Source organism: Novosphingobium sp. APW14 (genome assembly GCF_032337075.1).
Lineage (GTDB): Bacteria > Pseudomonadota > Alphaproteobacteria > Sphingomonadales > Sphingomonadaceae > Novosphingobium.
On sequence record NZ_JAVYAB010000005.1, the window covers coordinates 166833 to 183697 of the forward strand.

Below are 16865 nucleotides of genomic sequence, written 5' to 3' on the forward strand. Positions count from 1 at the left end.
GGCGCATCGGGGCCAAAGGTGCCCCACACCGGACCGGGACGGAATCCCCGGCAGCAAAACCCGCGCGAAAGCATTTGGGCAATAGGGCCCGCGGGCGAAGGAAAACTTAATGTTCGACGTCAAAACCGTAAGCATGGAGTGGGGCGGAAAGACCCTCACCCTGGAAACCGGCCGCATTGCCCGTCAGGCTGACGGCGCGGTCCTCGCCACCTATGGCGAAACTGTCGTGCTCTGCGCCGTCACGGCCGCCAAGAGCGTCAAGGAAGGGCAGGATTTCTTCCCGCTCACCGTCCACTACCAGGAAAAGTATTTCGCGGCCGGCCGGATCCCGGGCGGCTTCTTCAAGCGCGAACGCGGCGCCACGGAAAAGGAAACGCTGGTTTCCCGTCTGATCGACCGTCCGGTCCGTCCGCTGTTCCCTGAAGGCTTCTACAACGAGATCAACGTGATCGCGCAGGTGCTGTCCTATGACGGCGAGTGCGAGCCTGATGTGCTGGCAATGATCGCCGCCTCGGCCGCGCTGACCATTTCGGGCGTGCCCTTCATGGGCCCGATCGGCGCGGTGCGCGTAGGTTACAAGGACGGTGAATACCTCCTCAACCCGAAGCAGGAAGCTGCGATCAAGGACGGCGAGCTTGATCTCGTCGTCGCCGCCACCGGCAATGCCGTGATGATGGTTGAATCCGAAGCCAAGGAGCTTTCGGAAGAAATCATGCTTGGCGCAGTGATGTTTGCGCACGAAGAGTGCAAGAAGGTCGCCAACCTGATCATCGACCTGGCCGAAAAGGCTGCCAAGGATCCTTGGGAAATCGCGATTTCCGACAATTCGGCGATCAAGGCGAAGCTCAAGGACCTGATCGGCAAGGACATCGCCGCTGCCTACAAGCTGACTGACAAGTCGGCCCGCTCGGCCGCGCTGAATGCCGCTCGTGACAAGGCCAAGGAAGCCTTTGCGAACGAAGACGCGCAGACCCAGATGGTCGCGATCAAGTCAGTCAAGAAGGTTGAAGCTGACATCGTTCGCGGTGCGATCCTCAAGGACGGAACCCGCATCGATGGCCGCAAGGTCGATCAGGTCCGCCCGATCGAATCGATGGTTGGCTTCCTGCCGCGTACCCACGGTTCGGCGCTGTTCACCCGTGGCGAAACCCAGTCGATCTGCACCACCACCCTTGGCACCAAGGATGCGGAGCAGATGATCGACGGGCTGGAGGGCCTGACCTATTCTCGCTTCATGCTGCACTACAACTTCCCGCCCTACTCGGTCGGTGAAGTGGGCCGCTTCGGCGCCCCCAGCCGTCGTGACACCGGTCACGGCAAGCTGGCCTGGCGTGCGCTGCAGGCAGTGCTGCCCAGCCATGAAGAGTTCCCTTACACGATCCGCGTTGTCTCGGACATCACCGAGTCCAACGGTTCGTCGTCGATGGCCACCGTTTGCGGTGGCGCGCTGGCGATGATGGATGCCGGCGTGCCGCTGAAGCGCCCGGTTTCGGGTATCGCGATGGGCCTGATCCTGGAAGGCGACAAGTTCACCGTGCTGTCCGACATCCTGGGTGACGAAGATCACCTGGGTGACATGGACTTCAAGGTGGCCGGCACCAGCGAAGGCATCACCACGATGCAGATGGACATCAAGGTGGCCGGCATCACGAAGGAAATCTTCGAAGCCGCGCTGCAGCAGGCCAAGGGCGGTCGCGCCCACATCCTGGGTGAGATGACCAAGGCACTCGGCAGCTCGCGGACTGAACTTTCGGCCCACGCGCCGCGGATCGAGACTATCTCGATCGACAAGTCGAAGATCCGTGACGTGATCGGTACCGGCGGCAAGGTGATCCGCGAGATCGTCGCCACCACCGGCGCCAAGGTCGACATCGATGACGAAGGCGTGATCAAGATCTCGTCTTCGGACCTGTCGCAGATCGAAGCTGCCAAGCAGTGGATCCTGGGCATCGTCGAAGAGCCGGAAGTGGGCAAGGTCTATGACGGCAAGGTCGTGACCATCGTCGATTTCGGTGCTTTCGTGAACTTCATGGGCGGCAAGGACGGTCTCGTCCACGTCAGCGAAATGAAGAACGAGCGCGTCGAAAAGCCGACCGATGTCGTTTCGGAAGGCCAAGCCGTTAAGGTCAAGGTCCTCGAGATCGATCCGCGCGGCAAGGTCCGCCTGTCGATGCGCGTCGTTGACCAGGAAACCGGCGCCGAGCTGGAAGACACCCGCCCGCCCCGCGAACCGCGTGAACCGCGCGGTGATCGTGGCGATCGCGGCGGTGATCGCCGTCCGCGCCGTGATGGCGATCGCGGCGGCCGCGGCGGTGACCGTGGTGGTCGCGGTGGTGACCGTGGCCCGCGACGGGACCGGGAAGAGGGCGGTAACCCCGACCACATGCCGGCTTTCCTGAAGGGTGACGACTAAGTTACCTGCGCAGGTTGAAATAAAAGAGGGGCTGCACTTCGGTGCGGCCCCTTTTCTTATGCCGCAATGCGCGGCGGCTTTGCTTCGTCCGGTTCGGCAATCATGATCCGGTTGCGTCCGTCGAGCTTGGCCCGGTAAAGCGCGGCATCCGCCGCCTTCAGCGCCAGCCGCCGATCGCCAGAGGCGAAGACGTCGGCAATCCCGGCAGAAAAGGTCACCTGCCCGATCGGCAGGTCGGTCGCGCGATTGACCAGTCGGCGGTCAGCCAGTTGGGCCCGCAGCCGATCAAGTTTTTCGAAGGCGTCGTCAACGCGGGCCGCCCGGAACAGTACGACAAATTCCTCGCCCCCGTGCCGGGCGACATGGCAGCGCTCGTTGGAAATTCGCGCAAGGTTCTCGGCCACCAGCTTGAGCACCCGGTCGCCGGCATCGTGGCCGTGGGTGTCGTTGACTCGCTTGAAGTGATCGATATCGCAGAATGCCACGCACAGCGGCTCCGCTGCTGCGCGAGCGGCGCGGTATTCGGCCTGATACAGCGCCTCAAAGGCCCGGCGGTTGGGCAGGCCGGTCAGGTGGTCTTCTTCGGCGCTGCGACGGGTCTCTTCCAGCCGATGCTTTAAGCTGCGGGTCTGCTCCTCGCTGCGCAGCATGGCTTTTTCGATCTCGACCGTACGCCGCAGCATGGCCCGGGTAATGCTGGCCAGTTCGGTGATCACCGCGCCCGTGGTTGGCACTGCCTCCAATTCCCCCGCCTTGACCGACAATTCGCTGTGGTAGGCACTGGTTGCTTCGCGCGCAGCCCGGCTGGTCTGGCCGAATTCCTCAACGCCATGTTCAAGGCGCTGCATTAGTCGGTCAAGCTGTTTGGCCTCGCTGGAAGCGTCTTGTTCGCGGAGCGCTTCTTCAAGCCAATCAAGCGTTACCGGTTCGCGGGCCTGGATGCGACGGTCGATCAGCCGGACCACATCCGGATCATTGCCCGTCAGGTAATTGCTGGCGATGGCCAAAGTCTGCGCATTCACTTCCAGCTGATGGTAGCTGAGGAACCCGCCAATCTCGTCAAGGTGGCGGTCGCGGCTCGATTGCCGGCGGTCTATGCTGACGGGTGCGGGCTGCTGGTCGCTGGGCTCGCGTGCGCCCAGCCCAAGCCAGCCCAGCAAGCCACTGCGGCGGTGCAAAGAGGAATCGTGCGCGGTCATGCCAAGGTTAACGGCACGGCGCAGACGGATTTAAGCGTAAGGCCCCGGCAGGAGCCCGTCAGCTGGCGTTAGCGGACCCGCGGACCGCCAAAGGGCAGCGGCGGCGGCGGGCGGCGATGGCCACGCGGCAGCTGCGCCTGGAAGGCACGGCCGCAATGCTCGACGCAATATGGGAACCCGGGATTCACCTTGTCGCCGCAGAAGTGGAAGTCTGGTTCGCCGGGATGGCCCATCGGCCAACGGCAGATGCGATCGTTAAGATCGAGCAGGCTGGTCTTGTCGGCGATTTCCGGGCTGGGCTTGGCCGGTACCAGGCGGCGCGGCGGAGCTGGCGGGATCGGCGCCTGCTGATCGCCAGGGCCCTGACGCAGGAAGCCGCCGGGGCCAACCGAGACGATGCGCGGACCGGGTTCGGCGGCGGGCGTCGCAGGAGCGACCGAAGCAGCCGGTGCCGGTCGCGAAGGGGCCGCCGCTGCGGGAGCTGGGCGCGGGGCGGGTGCTGGCCTTGGCGCAGCCTTGGCTGCCCGCGGCGCTGGTGCCGGGGCGGCTTCCTTCTCGTTCGCCTTAACCGGGCTGGGGCGGGCCTTCAGGCCCAAGCGGTGTGCTTTGCCGATCACGGCATTGCGGCTGACCCCGCCAAGCTCCTCGGCGATCTGGCTAGCGGTTGCGCCGCCTTCCCACATCTTGGTGAGTTTTTCGATCCGTTCGTCGGTCCAGCTCATGCCCGTGTCACTTCCCTGTCGCCCCTAACATTGGGGCTTGCGCTTGCCATTCTTGCGACCTGCCGATAGTCGCCATGTCATGGCCGATCAACCTGTATCCCAACACGCGGACGCCGCCCCCATCTTGCCCGAACAGGGCATGGGGCATGGTACATTTCCGGCCCAAGGAGCGCCCATGTTCCACCGGTTCAACCGGATCGGGCTGTGGACGCTCTATATGAAGGAAGTCCGCCGCTTTTTCAAGGTCCAGACCCAGACGATCTGGGCCCCGGCAATTACCACCCTGCTGTTCCTTGTGATATTCACCGTCGCGATGGGCCGGGAAGGGCGGATGGTGCTGGGTGTAAACTTTGCGACGTTCATCGCTCCGGGGCTGATCGTGATGGGCATGATGCAGAACGCATTTGCCAATTCGAGCTTCGGTTTCCTGGCCGGAAAGATCCAGGGCACGATCATCGACTACCTCATGCCCCCCCTTTCCAACGCCGAGCTTATGCTTGCCCTGGTTGGCGCTGCAGTTACCCGTGCGGTGCTGGTCGGCCTGGCGCTCAGCGGTGCGATGCTAATGTGGCCGGGTGTCCACCTCAATGTTGCCCATCCCTGGGCCGTGATCTGGTTCGGGCTAATGGGGGCAACGATGCTGGCCCTGATTGGTTTGCTGACATCGCTCTGGGCGGAAAAGTTCGATCACAACTCGGCCGTCACCAACTTCGTGATTGCTCCGCTTTCGCTGCTCTCGGGCACGTTCTATGTGATTGATAACCTGGCACCGCTGTTCCAGACGATCAGCCGGATGAACCCGTTCTTTTATGTGATTTCGGGCTTCCGCTTTGGCTTCCTGGGGCAGAGTGACATTGGCGATACCAATATCGCTGTGCTGCATGGCGCATTGGGGCTGGGCCTGCTCAACCTCGCGGTTGCCGGGTTGGTTTACGCGCTGCTGCGCAGTGGCTGGAAGCTGAAGGGCTGATCCGATCGGATCAATGCGTCATTGAGCGGCGCAGGCGATAGCGACCATTCCGAAAATCCTCGAACAGATCGTCTAGCGATGGATGGTCGACCGGACCAGCCTCGCCATCGGCCAGCAGGTTCTGCTGGCTGACATAGGCGACATAGCTGGAATCGCCATTTTCAGCGAGCAGGTGATAGAATGGCTGCTCGCGGTGCGGGCGCACCTCTTTCGGGATCGATTCGTACCATTCCTCACTATTGGCGAAGACCGGATCGATGTCGAAAATCACGCCGCGAAAATCGAAAATTTTGTGACGAACGACATCGCCAATCCCAAACCGCGCCTTCGCGCGCTGGGGTGCCTCAACATGCTTGCCAGCCTGCGGTGAGAAGAAGGTCGCGCGTTCCATTGGTCGCAATATAAGGGTTGCCTTGACCTTAAACAACGATGGCTTGCGTCCGATCCCCCAATTTCGCGATGGAAGGGCTTGGCAAGGCTCGGTTCATCGGCTAACCGCGCGCTTCCCGACCCGGGACAGGCCGCCGAGCCAGTCCCGATCACTTCTGCGGAGAGGTGGCAGAGAGGTCGAATGCGCCGCACTCGAAATGCGGTGTACGGGTAACCGTACCGTGGGTTCGAATCCCACCCTCTCCGCCATTTAACCCTATGAAAGTATTCTCTTTCTGGGGACTCCCTCAAAAATCCTGTTATATTCAAGGGTTATGGCGGTGGGCTATTCACCTAGCCTCTGTGGCGATGGCTCAAGAGTGTTCTCCTAAGTCGCATTTTCTCCAAAGCTGTTACCTAAACAAGGTCCGGTGAAGAGCAGATAATTGCCTGAATTTCAGACGTTTTTGAGAGCAAGCAGCTTCGGGTTGGAACGCGGTCTGATCATGACCAGGAGAATCTGTCATCAAATCTTTGCCCGGCCCAATCGATCGGAAACCGGGCTGTCAGCTCAGTCGCCGCCGCCGCAACTCAGATAGGCGCGGATCAGCCCGCGTCTCCTCAGCTTGTGTCAGAAAATCGAAGACTTCCTCGACCTTATAGGGCCACTGGGCAACATCCTCGGCTAAGATCGCCCAGAGCAGATCGAGCATTGCGGCCGGATAGTGGATGGCTGGATGATCCTGTGTCCCCTCTTGCATCATGAAGCCGCGCAACAGGCCATTTCGGATTGGCACCAGGCGCGTCAGGATAGCCGTAACCACCTGCGGAAATAGATCCCCGCTCGAGAGCGCAAGATCGGCCAAACGAACTGACATCTCGGCTGTCCGCACCGCGCGATGATAGGGCCAGACGTCGACTAGGAACGGTAAGAGCCTCGCCCGCCAGGGTTGGTCCGGATCAACCGACCAATGCTCCATATGCCAGAGGACCTGTCCCCGCAGATCGTCGTCGCACTCCACTAGGATCGTCCTAAGTTCCGCATCGCTGATCAACGGCTTGGGCGCTCCGCCGCCGGCCTCACCCCAGCCGATCAGAAGGAAGGCGCCGATTACATTGGCTTCGGCCCGGCGTCGCGTCGGTGAAGTTGCGCGGATCGTGAGGGACGGCTTCAACCGCTCGAACAAAGTCGGGGACGGCGCGCGCGCCGCCCAGAGCAGGCCATCCCAAAAGGCGTCACCGTCATCATCGAGGAGATTGGCGCTCGTCAGCAGCTTCGCCTTGGTCCACGCAGGATCGACATAAAAGAGCCATGTCGTCCGGTGGCCTAGCATTACAAGCGCGTGGCGTCGCATGTCGCCGGGCAACTCGAGCAGGGCCTCTGCACGAGCGCGCCAAAGCGCTGGCAAAATGCTTCCCGCGCCAAGCCCTTTCAGGGCGGGATCCTTCATCAAAAGATCGACAAGCTTACCGACAGGCGCATTCAGAGCGTCGTTCGCCCAGCTGCTGTCGACCCGTCGCTTGCGACCGTCATCGCGCTGTCGGAGCGCAATCATCAGTCTCGGCCACAGAAGGTCTACTGCTTTGGTCTCGTGAGCAAAGGCTTGTGCCCCCCGTTCGCGCAACCATTCGGACACGGGGTAAGCGATTTGGCTGAGCCCCTCGACCGGCAGCGACGCGAGCCGGCCTGCGATGACGCGCACGAGCCGATCATCGTCCGCCTCGCGGCTCTCCGCATAGAGGAAGGCCGCCCAGAAATTGGCTGGAACTTCGCCGCGGCGCGCGGCGTGGCTCAGTACGGCCAGCGCCCGTTTTGGACGCGTGTCGGCAAGACCGCTGAAAGGTCGATGCTCGACGAAATCGAAAAAATCACTTTGTCCAGCTTCGCGCGCCCGATCAAGCACCTCGGCGAGCGGTACACCCTCCAACACGCGCGGATTGGCATCGGTCTCGACGCTATGTACCTCGGGAGCAGTCGAGTTCGCAGCTTCATCGCCCGATCGTGGGGTCCATCGATTGGCAATAGTGCGCAACTTCACCATCTCCGCGGCGAGGTCGAAGGAAAAGCGGACACCCACTTTATCTAGCCAGAAAAGGCGATCCAATCGGTAATGGGCTTCTGCATCACCGCGTGTATCCGAGGTCCAAGGATAGGTCGTGGTGAGGATGCGGTCTTCAATCCGCACCCGGTCAGCGTGGGTAAAGCCCTCCCAACGGTCGCGGATCGCAAAAAGCAGATCCCGTTGATGCTCCGAGTCCCAAAATGCGCGATCGGACAGTCCGAGGATCATGTCGGCAGCCTCACTAGGGGTAAGCAAAGCCTTGCTGGCCGCCCAGATCCGTAACCGTGCGTAAATATGATCGTCATCGGCTGGCCACCGCGCGATCTCGGTTCTGGCCTGCTCAGGCGAATGCTCAGCCAGACTATCCATGAGCTGCTGGAATAGTGCGACCGGCCCGGTAAGTCCGAAGGCGTCGAAGGAGATCGGGGGAGCGCCATCGTCGGCGCGTGTCGTGGTCAGATAGACGTTGGGTCCACCGGAAATTTCGGCTTCTAGAGACCGAGCGAGATCAAGGTTTTCACGAAACCTTGTGATCGCATAGCTGAGCTTGGTATCGGGGATCGGCAGCTGGTCATAGGGATGGGGATAGTCGACACCATAGGCCAGAACCGGATTGGGACGGTCGGTCTCAGTCCAGGTAAGCGGATGGCGGATGCCGAAGCGGCGTTTTACTATAAGTTGCGGCTTGAAGATGTCCGCATAGTCGCGCACGATTGAATCTGACCATCCCTCGCGAGCAACACGGTCGCTGAGCAGAAAATAGGCACTATTGGTGTCCTCGCGCCGATCGGACCAACCTCTGAACAAGGTCTGCCAGCCGCGTCTGATTTCGTCCGTCCAGTGATCCGGTTCTTGCCTCATCCTCATGCGGATCGATTCGATCATCTGGGGGTGCAACGGACCGCGCCCTGCTGCCCACCATAAGGCGATCGGGTCGTGCGCGATTCGCGCGAACCAAATCGCGAGATTGTGAAGCCGATTGTTAAGCGGTCCGGGCACGCCGGCATGACGGCCGCAGAACGCGACTAGATCGCCGTCTTTGCTATCGTCGCTATCGACGCTGTGCGGCAGGAAAGCGTCCCAGCTGCCCTCCGGAATTTTTCGCTCGCCGCGCAAGTCGTCATCAGCCGGTTGTGGGGGGATGTCGAAGTCGAAGCTCAGGCTCTCGTATGGGTCGATCCGCTCACTCGATTCATCATAAGGATCCACTGCACCCGCTTTCTCGAACCGCAAACTGGGATCCAGCGCCAGCAACCAGGAGGCAGGGAGAGGCACCTCCGCGATGCTGATACGCCGCGTCCCCTCTCGGGTACGCAGCATATGCGCGATCTGTCCGCGGCGGTGGGGTTCGAGGGCCGCTGGGCCCTCAGCTGCCTCCGCGAGTAGCCGATCATGCCATACATCACTATCCCGTGCCCGATCTGCCCAAAGTGCGAGACTGCCCCAAAGCGGCGTGAAATCCTCGGCCTCATACTCGATTGCGTGGACACCGCGATGCCACCACAGGGCCTTCTCGTCGTCGTTGATGCCAGACTGGAAGGCATATAGGCCACGTTGGCTTCCCGCTCGCAGGTTTAAGGCCTCAAGCAAATAGCTGACCGGGGGGTCGTCGGCCGCGTAGCCGACGAAGACGATTTGGAACCGTGCAAGCAGCCCTTGCATGAAGCGGGTGGCCCAACCGTCCGAGAGATAGGCGCGCCCGAAATCACCGCTCGAGACGATAAACTCATCGTCCCCGGCCGCTGCATAATTGGTATCGACACGACCGTGGAGGTGAACGATGCCACTAAACCGCTCGCTTTGTGCGTTGGGAAGAGCCGGCGGCCCCCAGCGTGGCACTGTGTCATCAACGCAGGCCTCGAACAACAGATCGAAATTGGTCGTGACCAGTCGGATCTGGCCATGGGGACCACGGGACAAGTCGAGCAACGTTCGGTGGGCGCTGAGGTCGACATCTGCGGCCGGTTTGATGGCAATTGCGATCCGATTGCAGATCTCTTCGCGCTCGAATTCGCGCTCGAGCAGGCTGAAAATCCGGTCGGTGGCGATCAGGCTGCCGACACCCTTGATAGGGTCTTCTGCCATCGACTGGACGCGCCGAAAGAGCTTGCGTGCCAGGCTCTTTTCGCTGGCACCGAGCAGGGTGATGACGTCGCCGCCGAGTTTGAGAAAGTCCGGCAATTTAGCCAGATGGCGCGACACGCCGGCGCCGCAGAAGAAGACCACGTCGCCCGCATCGCGTGCGACGAGCAGTTCATCAGGGATCGAGGGGCCGTTGGCGAGAAAGCGCATCGCAGGCGACCGTAGCCCATATCGGATTTCTTTTCACGTCTGGTTGCATTCGAGGCGCCTCCGGCCTTCATAGGAAATACCGGTGTACGCATCCCAATCTGTCGGGAGCGGGCCCGTCAGGGTGGCGCAGGTCGCCCTGAAGACAATCTTGTCCAGTTACATAATACAGTTGCGTATGCGTTCGTGGACAGCTTCGGAGGAAAGCCTAGATGCCCAACCCACATGTACTGCAAAGACTAACGGGCCTTCAGGCAATTCTTAACGGCATCTACCAGAGCAGCGTTGGGCTTTCATCTGCCACAATTGGTCAAGAACGGGCTGCGTTTATAGATGAGTTTCTCGCCAAAGTTCTGCCTCCGATCTATAGGTTTGGGACTGGAGATGCCACGGACGCATCAGGCGCCAAAAGCGGTCAACTTGACGTAGTAGTTGAATATCCGTTTGCGCCGTCTTTACCAACCGTAGGTGCAGGACAAACGCGTCTCTATCTGGCCGAGGCTGCGGCGGCAGTTGTTGAGGTCAAATCGAACCTCGCGAATCAATGGACCGATGCTGTAAATACTGCGAATGCTCTTGCTACACTTCACCGCTCCTTCGGTGCGAGCATGAGCTTTGGAAACGGCCCTGCATCACAGATCCCGTTGTTTGCTGTTGGCTATACTGGCTGGAAAAACATCTCGACCTTGCAGAATAACTTGAACGCGTGCCCGAATATTATGGGCGCTTTGGTCATAGACGCCGGACTGTATGCTTCAAGGAGCGGGCTCGTAGCCCAAGGTCCTTGGGCGCTTTGGGGGCTGATCGCTGACCTTCACTTCATAACAAATTCGCTCCAGAGCGCATCAACTGACCCACTGGCGTACGCGCTTTGACGGCATTCGAAGTAGGTCCGCGCTTGTGCGAACATTACACGTTCGCAGTGTCTGCTATGCCGTAATGTTCGGCCAGGGAGGTCTCGTCTATCGACGCCACGCACCGGCTAGCGGACGTCCGCATTCCCAATCTTACCTGCTAGAGCCGATCTTCCGGAACGCAAACTGATCATCCCTTCCGTCCGCTTGGTCGCCATGACCAGCGCTAAACTAAACCTCCGAAAAATGCCGGCGTTGCTCGTCCCAATCGATCGGAAACGGGTCCATTAGGGTCGCCAGTGTGGTGTCAGGCCCCAGCTGCCCATCCAGGATCGCATCGATGATGTCTGGCGCCAGCAAGGTCAGCCGCAGTACGCGCGTAAGGTAGGACGGCGATATCTTCTCCTGGGCGGCAAGGTCGCCAAGGGTCGGACATGCGCCGGTATCCAGCATCCACTTCCACCGGAAAGCGCGGGCAAGTCCCTTGATCAGGGTATTGTCGACATGCCGGTGCTTGGTCAGCGCCGCATCGGGCAGGATCATCTCCTTGCGGCCACCACGCTTGCGAATGTGGAACGGGACATGGACGGTTACGATCTCGGTGTCGGTCATGCTGCCTCCCTCATCTCTTGTGCAAATGTGGCCATGCCGTCGAGCCGCAGCTGGACGTCAAAACCATCGGTGCCGACATCAACCCGCTCGACGAGCATTTGCACGATGCGGGTCTGCTCGGCCGGGAACAGTTCATCCCACATGGGATCGAGCGTGGTCAGCGCCATTCGGGCTTCCTCCTCGGTAATGACTGGCAGATGACCTCGGGCTGCCTTTGTTGATCCGGCCAGGATTTCCGGCTGCCGGAATATGGCCCGCAGCTGCTCGATGACCGCGCTCTCGATCTCGGCGGCTGGGACACGGCCAACGGGGCAGACACCAGCGCCATGGCGCAGCACCGACTGGCTGACATAGTAGCGGTAGAGCTTGCCACCCTTCCGGGTGTGGGTTGGTGAGAACGCCGCGCCATCCGGACCCCACAGCAGGCCCTTGAGCAATGCAGGGGTGTTGCAGCGCGTATGTGCTGCCCGCTTGCGAGGGCTCTCGGTCAGGATTGCGTGGGCCTTGTCCCAGGCATCCTGCGTGATGATCGCCTTGTGCTCACCGGGATAACTGGTGCCCTTGTGGACCGCTTCGCCTAGATAAACCCGGTTGTTCATGAGGCGGTGCAGGAACCCCTTGGTAATGATCCCACCCTGCTTGGTGGTGATCCCGCGGTTCCTGAGATCGCGCAGCATGACCGTTGCCGATCCGCACTGGGCAAACTGGTCGAAGATGTAGCGGACATGGTCGGCCTCGACGTCGTTGATCACCAGCTTGCGGGCCTCAACGTCATAACCCAGCGGCGGGCAGCCGCCCATCCACATGCCCTTGGCGCGCGACGCCGCAATCTTGTCGCGGATGCGTTCGCCGGTCACTTCGCGCTCGAACTGCGCGAATGACAACAGGACATTGAGGGTCAGCCGGCCCATGGATGTGGTCGTATTGAACGACTGGGTGACCGACACGAACGTCACCTCATTACGGTCGAACACCTCGACCAGCTTGGCGAAGTCCATCAGCGAGCGCGACAGGCGGTCGATCTTGTAGACTACCACCACGTCGACCAGTCCGTCTTCGATATCTGAGAGAAGGCGTTGCAGCCCTGACCGCTCCAACGTGCCGCCCGATACTCCGCCATCGTCATACTGGTCGCGAACCAGCACCCAGCCTTCGTTGCGCTGGCTGGCGATAAAGGCTTCGCAGGCCTCACGCTGGGCGTGCAGGCTGTTGAACTCCTGTTCGAGCCCTTCTTCCGATGATTTGCGCGTATAGACCGCACAGCGCAGCTTGCGCGTAATTGGCGTGTTCATGCCGCCCTCCTGTGATGCTTGAGACCGAAGAAGACCCAGCCGTTCCAGCGCGTGCCGGTGATGGTCCGCGCGATGGCCGACAGTGATTTGTAGGGTCGGCCCTGCCATTCGAACCCGTCGCGCGTGACGGTCACGCAGTGTTCGGTGCCCTGCCATTCGCGGATCAGGCGCGTGCCGATGATGGGTTTCAGGTCCGTGCGGATGCGGCGGGTGGCAATGTTCCCGCCATCGAGCTGCTCGCCCAGGTCCTGCAGGCGCCGGATTGTCTCAGGCTTCAGTCCGCCATGGGTGAGCTCCTGGATCCGGTAGCCCAGTCTGGTTTCAATGTAGCGCCGATTGAACAGGGGCGGCTCAGTGTTGAACAGGGCCCGCCATTGTTTCTTCAGTTCAGCGCCAGACATGGTCTTCAGCGCTGCCAGGCGCGCCGGGATCGGGTTGGTATTGGTCATGCAGCTCTCCTTCGAGTTGGAGCCGCACTACCGCTCTGTTCGGGCGTGAAGTGTAGCGGAAAGTCTCCGCTTTGAGGGGACAGTTGCCCCCTATTGCGCAGGTGCAGGCGGACGATGCCCAGACCCAGAATTGCGCAGAGTTCAGAGCGCCGCTCGGCAGGCGTCATCAGGCTGGGATGGAGCGCATTGGGACGCTTCATGGCCCCATATCTGGGCATGTCGTCGTTGGCGCTGGCGATGGAAGATAAGTCGACTTTGATCATGGCCGCAGGATCGCCGAATCCGGCAATATCCCGCTACGTTCGAAGGGGTTCGCCAGTGCTTCACAGCTTTACCCCCAGAAGGGTTGGCGTGCGAGCCATGTGCCGGTGCCTCGCTGTGCAACCTAGTGGCTACTATGCTTGGCAGAAGAGCCCGCTGAGCCAGCGAGCTCGGGAAGACGCTCGGCAGACGGAGTTGCTGCGGCAAGCCTGGAACGACAGCGGCAAGGTCTATGGCTACCGCAAGCTGCACGATGATCTGCTCGATCAGGGAGAGACATCCTGCCCCAACCGTATCGCCCGCCTGACCAGACTGGCGGGTATCAAGGCGCAGATCGGCTACAAGCGCCGACCGGCCAGCTATGGCGGCAAGCCATCGCTGGCGGTCGACAACACTCTGGATCGCCAGTTTGACGTGACTGCGCCAGACCGGGCCTGGGTGACGGACATTACCTACATCCGCACCATGGAGGGCTTTGCCTATCTGGCCGTCGTGATCGATCTCTACTCCCGTCGGGTGGTGGGGTGGTCGATGAAAAGCCGGCAAACCACCGATGTGGTGCTGCAGGCGCTGCACATGGCTGTATGGCGGCGCAAACCGAAGCAGCGAGTATTGATCCACTCGGATCAGGGCTCGCAGTTCACCAGCATGGACTGGGCTGCGTTCATCCGGGCTCACAATCTTGAGCCCTCGATGAGCCGACGCGGCAACTGCCATGATAATGCCGTCGCCGAGAGCTTCTTCTCGTCGCTCAAGCGCGAGCGCATCCGGCGCCGAACATACAAAACCCGCGAAGAAGCCCGACAGGACGTGTTCGATTACGTCGAGATGTTCTACAACCCGGTGCGCAAGCAGGTCAGGAACGGAATGCTGTCACCCGTCGAGTTCGAACGGCAGCAGATTTTGAAAGCGGAAGGCGTCTAGAAAACTAGGGGCTATTCAGCCAAAGATCTGGCAAACGGCAGTCCCGGCCCCGTAAACGAAGAATTCAAGGGGTGGGCAAGGCAGGGATTGATTGCTCAGACCGAGGTAGAGCAAGGCGGCAGCGATAACGAACGGGAAGCCGAAAAGGTGCCTCACCATCCCGGCGCCGTTGACCGTTAGACGATGCCTGAGCTTCTGCTGCATGGCCGTTCGAAGCGACTGAAACAGGCCGGCCAAGACCGCCGCGGCTACCCATAGGGACATCAGTTGTCAGTTCCGTTTGGCGGGCCTTCGGGCGACTTCGCGCAGGTGTCGACTTGATTAGATGACCTGCGCTTCTTCGGTGGTCAAAAAGAAGCACTTCTCGAGATCGGCGAAGCGTGGTTCATCTGGCCTCACTGTTGCGAGATAGTTGGGATCGGCAAAAAATCGGTCCATGTCCTCAAGAGAATCGAACCAGAGTTCAACCGCACCGTCGAATGACCTATCGTCAGGCTCACCTGCAACGCAAAAGCTTTGCACGTACTTGCGAACATACTTTCCGGTTGCTGGGCAATCCCGCACAAGTCCCGCGTGAGTGATTGACAGATGCTCCTTGAACGCCTCGGAAGAGAGTTCTGCCTTGCGCTTCACCAAAATCATGAGCTTGATCACGGCGCACCCTTGCTCCCGCGGATCATGACAAAGCGCCTTGCCATTGATGCGGCGATCTCAGCCATCAGGCCTCAAAGCACCCGTATTCGCTCGTCTCGATGAGGTGTGCCTGAGCCTGTGCCTCTTCAGTCAGCCGCATTGTCTGACGAACCTCGATCAGCCAGGCTTGGTATCCTTCAGGGACATCTTCCTTGGGACCGTGGTGTGTGACGCCCTTGGGCACCCAGGTCACAGTGCCGGGCTCGCTGATTTTGCCCCATGCGCCCGGCCCTTCTGCGAACAGAATGATTTCATCATAGTCCGCATTGACGTGCACCGGTGGCCTTGGCCCCGGTCGTGCACTGAGCGTGAAGGACATGACGCCAGTGTCGGCGGTCGACAGGAACTGCGCCGGAGGGCCACCACGCTCACCATAGGACACGGGGACAATGTCCCGCAGACTAAGGGCCCAAACAGGCTCCTTACCGCCGACTTGTAGCATCGCCCGGATTGGGTCGTGAACCATCTCGAATTCAGTGGAGCCGTCAAAGCTTCGAATCAGCAAGCGCTTGGGCCCTTCCGGGAGCGCAGGGTCGATCGTTGGTTTGCGCACAGCCTTGCCAAAGTTGATCATCCCGAATGGGGCGGGCGTGTCGAACGCAAGGGGATCGGGACTGGTCAGGATCAAGGCGACGAGATTATCGGAAAGTGGCTCGACCCTGTACGTGATTGCGCGAGGGATATGTACGAAGTCCAAGGGCCCTGCGTCGATCGTACCGAAGTCGGTCAAGAACCTGACTGATCCCGATTGGATGAAATGCAATTCGTCGCCTTCGGTGTTTCGCATTGCAAATGGCGTGGGCGCGCGCCGGCGAGATACAGCAAGTTGGAGGCCATTGCGACCTACAAGCACAGGCGTCGGCAGAGCCTCTGGTGACCTCTGATCCTCGGTGTCGATGGCGAAGATATTGAAGCGGTGCGGTGCGTGACGCCCGCGAACGCTGATAAAGTTGGGCGTGTAGTCGGATCGAAGTGCGATCGCATTCGCGCCCGTGAAACCGTCGCGCGACCAAAGATTTGGGTTAGGCGGGCTGCCGCCTGCCGGAGCGTTCTCACTTTCGGACATCACAGGTTCCTCTGATATGGCTTTATATAAAAGTATATGCCATGACCGGGCGAACGTCAACGATCCAGCCGTCGGTCATGGTTGACGCATTGAATGGGATGGACACAGGCCTGCTCCTTTATGCTAGCGAATAACAAACCGATGCTCACGAAATTAAACACGAGGTGCCTGAATGGAGTATAACTCCAAAACGCAAAAGACGGGAAACTCCAGTCCGGCAAGGAGGTCTGTAGGCCCGGTACTTTCGCCGGAGCGCAGTGTCGCATTCCAGATCAGGCGAGCTCATCTTGCCTTCGACCGCCTCCTGACTGTGCGCCTGAACCGTCATGACGTTAAATCCGGCTTCTATAATTATCTGCGCGCCTTGTGGATAAAGGACGGAATTACGCAGCGCGACCTAAGCGAAGCAACGCGGGTCACCGAGACCACCACTGTTGCCCTACTCAAGGGGATGGCTGCCGAGGGACTGATTGAACGCGTCAGAGATCCTCAAGACCAACGCAAGATCGTGGTTAGTTTAACCGAGGCCGGACGAGCACTCGAACCCAAATTACTGCCCTATGCTGCCGAGCTGAATGAGATCGCCACGCAAGGTCTGAGCAAGGAAGAGGTCGAGGTGGCGATTCGGGCCATCAAGAAGATTGCAGCCAATCTTGAAATGGCCTTTGGGTCAGATGATTGAGACCTAA

At 60.4% G+C, this 16865-nt stretch carries 13 protein-coding genes, 1 tRNA gene and 1 pseudogene; 6 read left to right on the forward strand and 9 right to left on the reverse strand.

Annotation, left to right across the window (positions count from 1 at the left end; genetic code table 11):
- Positions 1 to 109 precede the first annotated feature (109 nt).
- Positions 110 to 2413 (forward strand): polyribonucleotide nucleotidyltransferase, encoded by a 2304-nt coding sequence (gene pnp, locus RQP55_RS08540; RefSeq protein ID WP_315609765.1) that lies wholly within the window; start codon positions 110 to 112, stop codon positions 2411 to 2413.
- A 56-nt stretch (positions 2414 to 2469) separates the two neighbouring features.
- Here pnp and RQP55_RS08545 read toward each other — a convergent pair whose 3' ends face one another.
- Together RQP55_RS08545 and RQP55_RS08550 are read right to left on the reverse strand one after the other, a co-directional pair.
- Positions 2470 to 3612, reverse strand: a complete 1143-nt coding sequence (locus tag RQP55_RS08545; RefSeq protein WP_315609766.1) for a GGDEF domain-containing protein — start codon at positions 3610 to 3612, stop codon at positions 2470 to 2472.
- 68 nt (positions 3613 to 3680) lie between these two features.
- A complete protein-coding gene (locus RQP55_RS08550; protein WP_315609767.1) occupies positions 3681 to 4334 on the reverse strand; it encodes a GcrA family cell cycle regulator in 654 nt (217 codons plus the stop codon).
- Between the two features lie 79 nt (positions 4335 to 4413).
- On the opposite strand from RQP55_RS08550, the gene RQP55_RS08555 reads away from it, so the two are divergent.
- Complete coding sequence (locus RQP55_RS08555; protein WP_410000278.1) at positions 4414 to 5304, forward strand: ABC transporter permease; 891 nt, start codon at positions 4414 to 4416, stop codon at positions 5302 to 5304.
- A 10-nt stretch (positions 5305 to 5314) separates the two neighbouring features.
- Here the strand turns inward: RQP55_RS08555 and hspQ are convergent, their stop codons facing one another.
- A complete protein-coding gene (gene hspQ / locus RQP55_RS08560; RefSeq protein ID WP_315609769.1) occupies positions 5315 to 5695 on the reverse strand; it encodes a heat shock protein HspQ in 381 nt (126 codons plus the stop codon).
- Positions 5696 to 5853: 158 nt separating this feature from the next.
- Here hspQ and RQP55_RS08565 point away from each other — a divergent pair.
- Positions 5854 to 5943: transfer RNA gene (locus RQP55_RS08565), tRNA-Ser, on the forward strand.
- Between the two features lie 296 nt (positions 5944 to 6239).
- Here RQP55_RS08565 and RQP55_RS08570 read toward each other — a convergent pair.
- Positions 6240 to 10028, reverse strand: coding sequence for an SIR2 family protein (locus RQP55_RS08570; protein ID WP_315609770.1), 3789 nt, complete (start codon positions 10026 to 10028; stop codon positions 6240 to 6242).
- A 209-nt stretch (positions 10029 to 10237) separates the two neighbouring features.
- On the opposite strand from RQP55_RS08570, the gene RQP55_RS08575 reads away from it, so the two are divergent.
- Positions 10238 to 10900, forward strand: a complete 663-nt coding sequence (locus RQP55_RS08575) for a DUF6602 domain-containing protein (protein ID WP_315609771.1) — start codon at positions 10238 to 10240, stop codon at positions 10898 to 10900.
- 210 nt (positions 10901 to 11110) lie between these two features.
- Here RQP55_RS08575 and RQP55_RS08580 read toward each other — a convergent pair whose 3' ends face one another.
- From RQP55_RS08580 to RQP55_RS08590, 3 genes are read right to left on the reverse strand one after another with little or no spacing between them, the layout of a single operon-like run.
- Positions 11111 to 11491: a hypothetical protein gene (locus RQP55_RS08580; protein ID WP_315609772.1), complete on the reverse strand. Its 381-nt coding sequence runs from the start codon at positions 11489 to 11491 to the stop codon at positions 11111 to 11113.
- The gene (locus RQP55_RS08585) at positions 11488 to 12783 is read right to left on the reverse strand and encodes a recombinase family protein (RefSeq protein ID WP_315609773.1); all 1296 of its coding nucleotides are present in this window, start codon (positions 12781 to 12783) and stop codon (positions 11488 to 11490) included. Before RQP55_RS08585 ends, RQP55_RS08580 begins: the two co-directional genes overlap by 4 nt.
- A complete protein-coding gene (locus tag RQP55_RS08590; RefSeq protein ID WP_315609774.1) occupies positions 12780 to 13232 on the reverse strand; it encodes a DUF2924 domain-containing protein in 453 nt (150 codons plus the stop codon). The genes RQP55_RS08585 and RQP55_RS08590 overlap by 4 nt, the downstream gene beginning before the upstream one ends.
- 342 nt (positions 13233 to 13574) lie before the next feature.
- On the opposite strand from RQP55_RS08590, the pseudogene RQP55_RS08595 reads away from it, so the two are divergent.
- Positions 13575 to 14417, forward strand: a pseudogene (locus RQP55_RS08595) (IS3 family transposase); the annotation flags it as partial.
- A 321-nt stretch (positions 14418 to 14738) separates the two neighbouring features.
- Here RQP55_RS08595 and RQP55_RS08600 read toward each other — a convergent pair.
- Positions 14739 to 15071, reverse strand: coding sequence for an EthD domain-containing protein (locus RQP55_RS08600; RefSeq protein WP_315609775.1), 333 nt, complete (start codon positions 15069 to 15071; stop codon positions 14739 to 14741).
- Between the two features lie 64 nt (positions 15072 to 15135).
- Entirely contained in the window at positions 15136 to 16176 is a 1041-nt protein-coding gene (locus tag RQP55_RS08605; RefSeq protein ID WP_315609776.1) for a hypothetical protein, read from the reverse strand.
- 172 nt (positions 16177 to 16348) lie between these two features.
- On the opposite strand from RQP55_RS08605, the gene RQP55_RS08610 reads away from it, so the two are divergent.
- A complete protein-coding gene (locus RQP55_RS08610; RefSeq protein ID WP_315609777.1) occupies positions 16349 to 16858 on the forward strand; it encodes a MarR family winged helix-turn-helix transcriptional regulator in 510 nt (169 codons plus the stop codon).
- Positions 16859 to 16865: the final 7 nt, after the last annotated feature.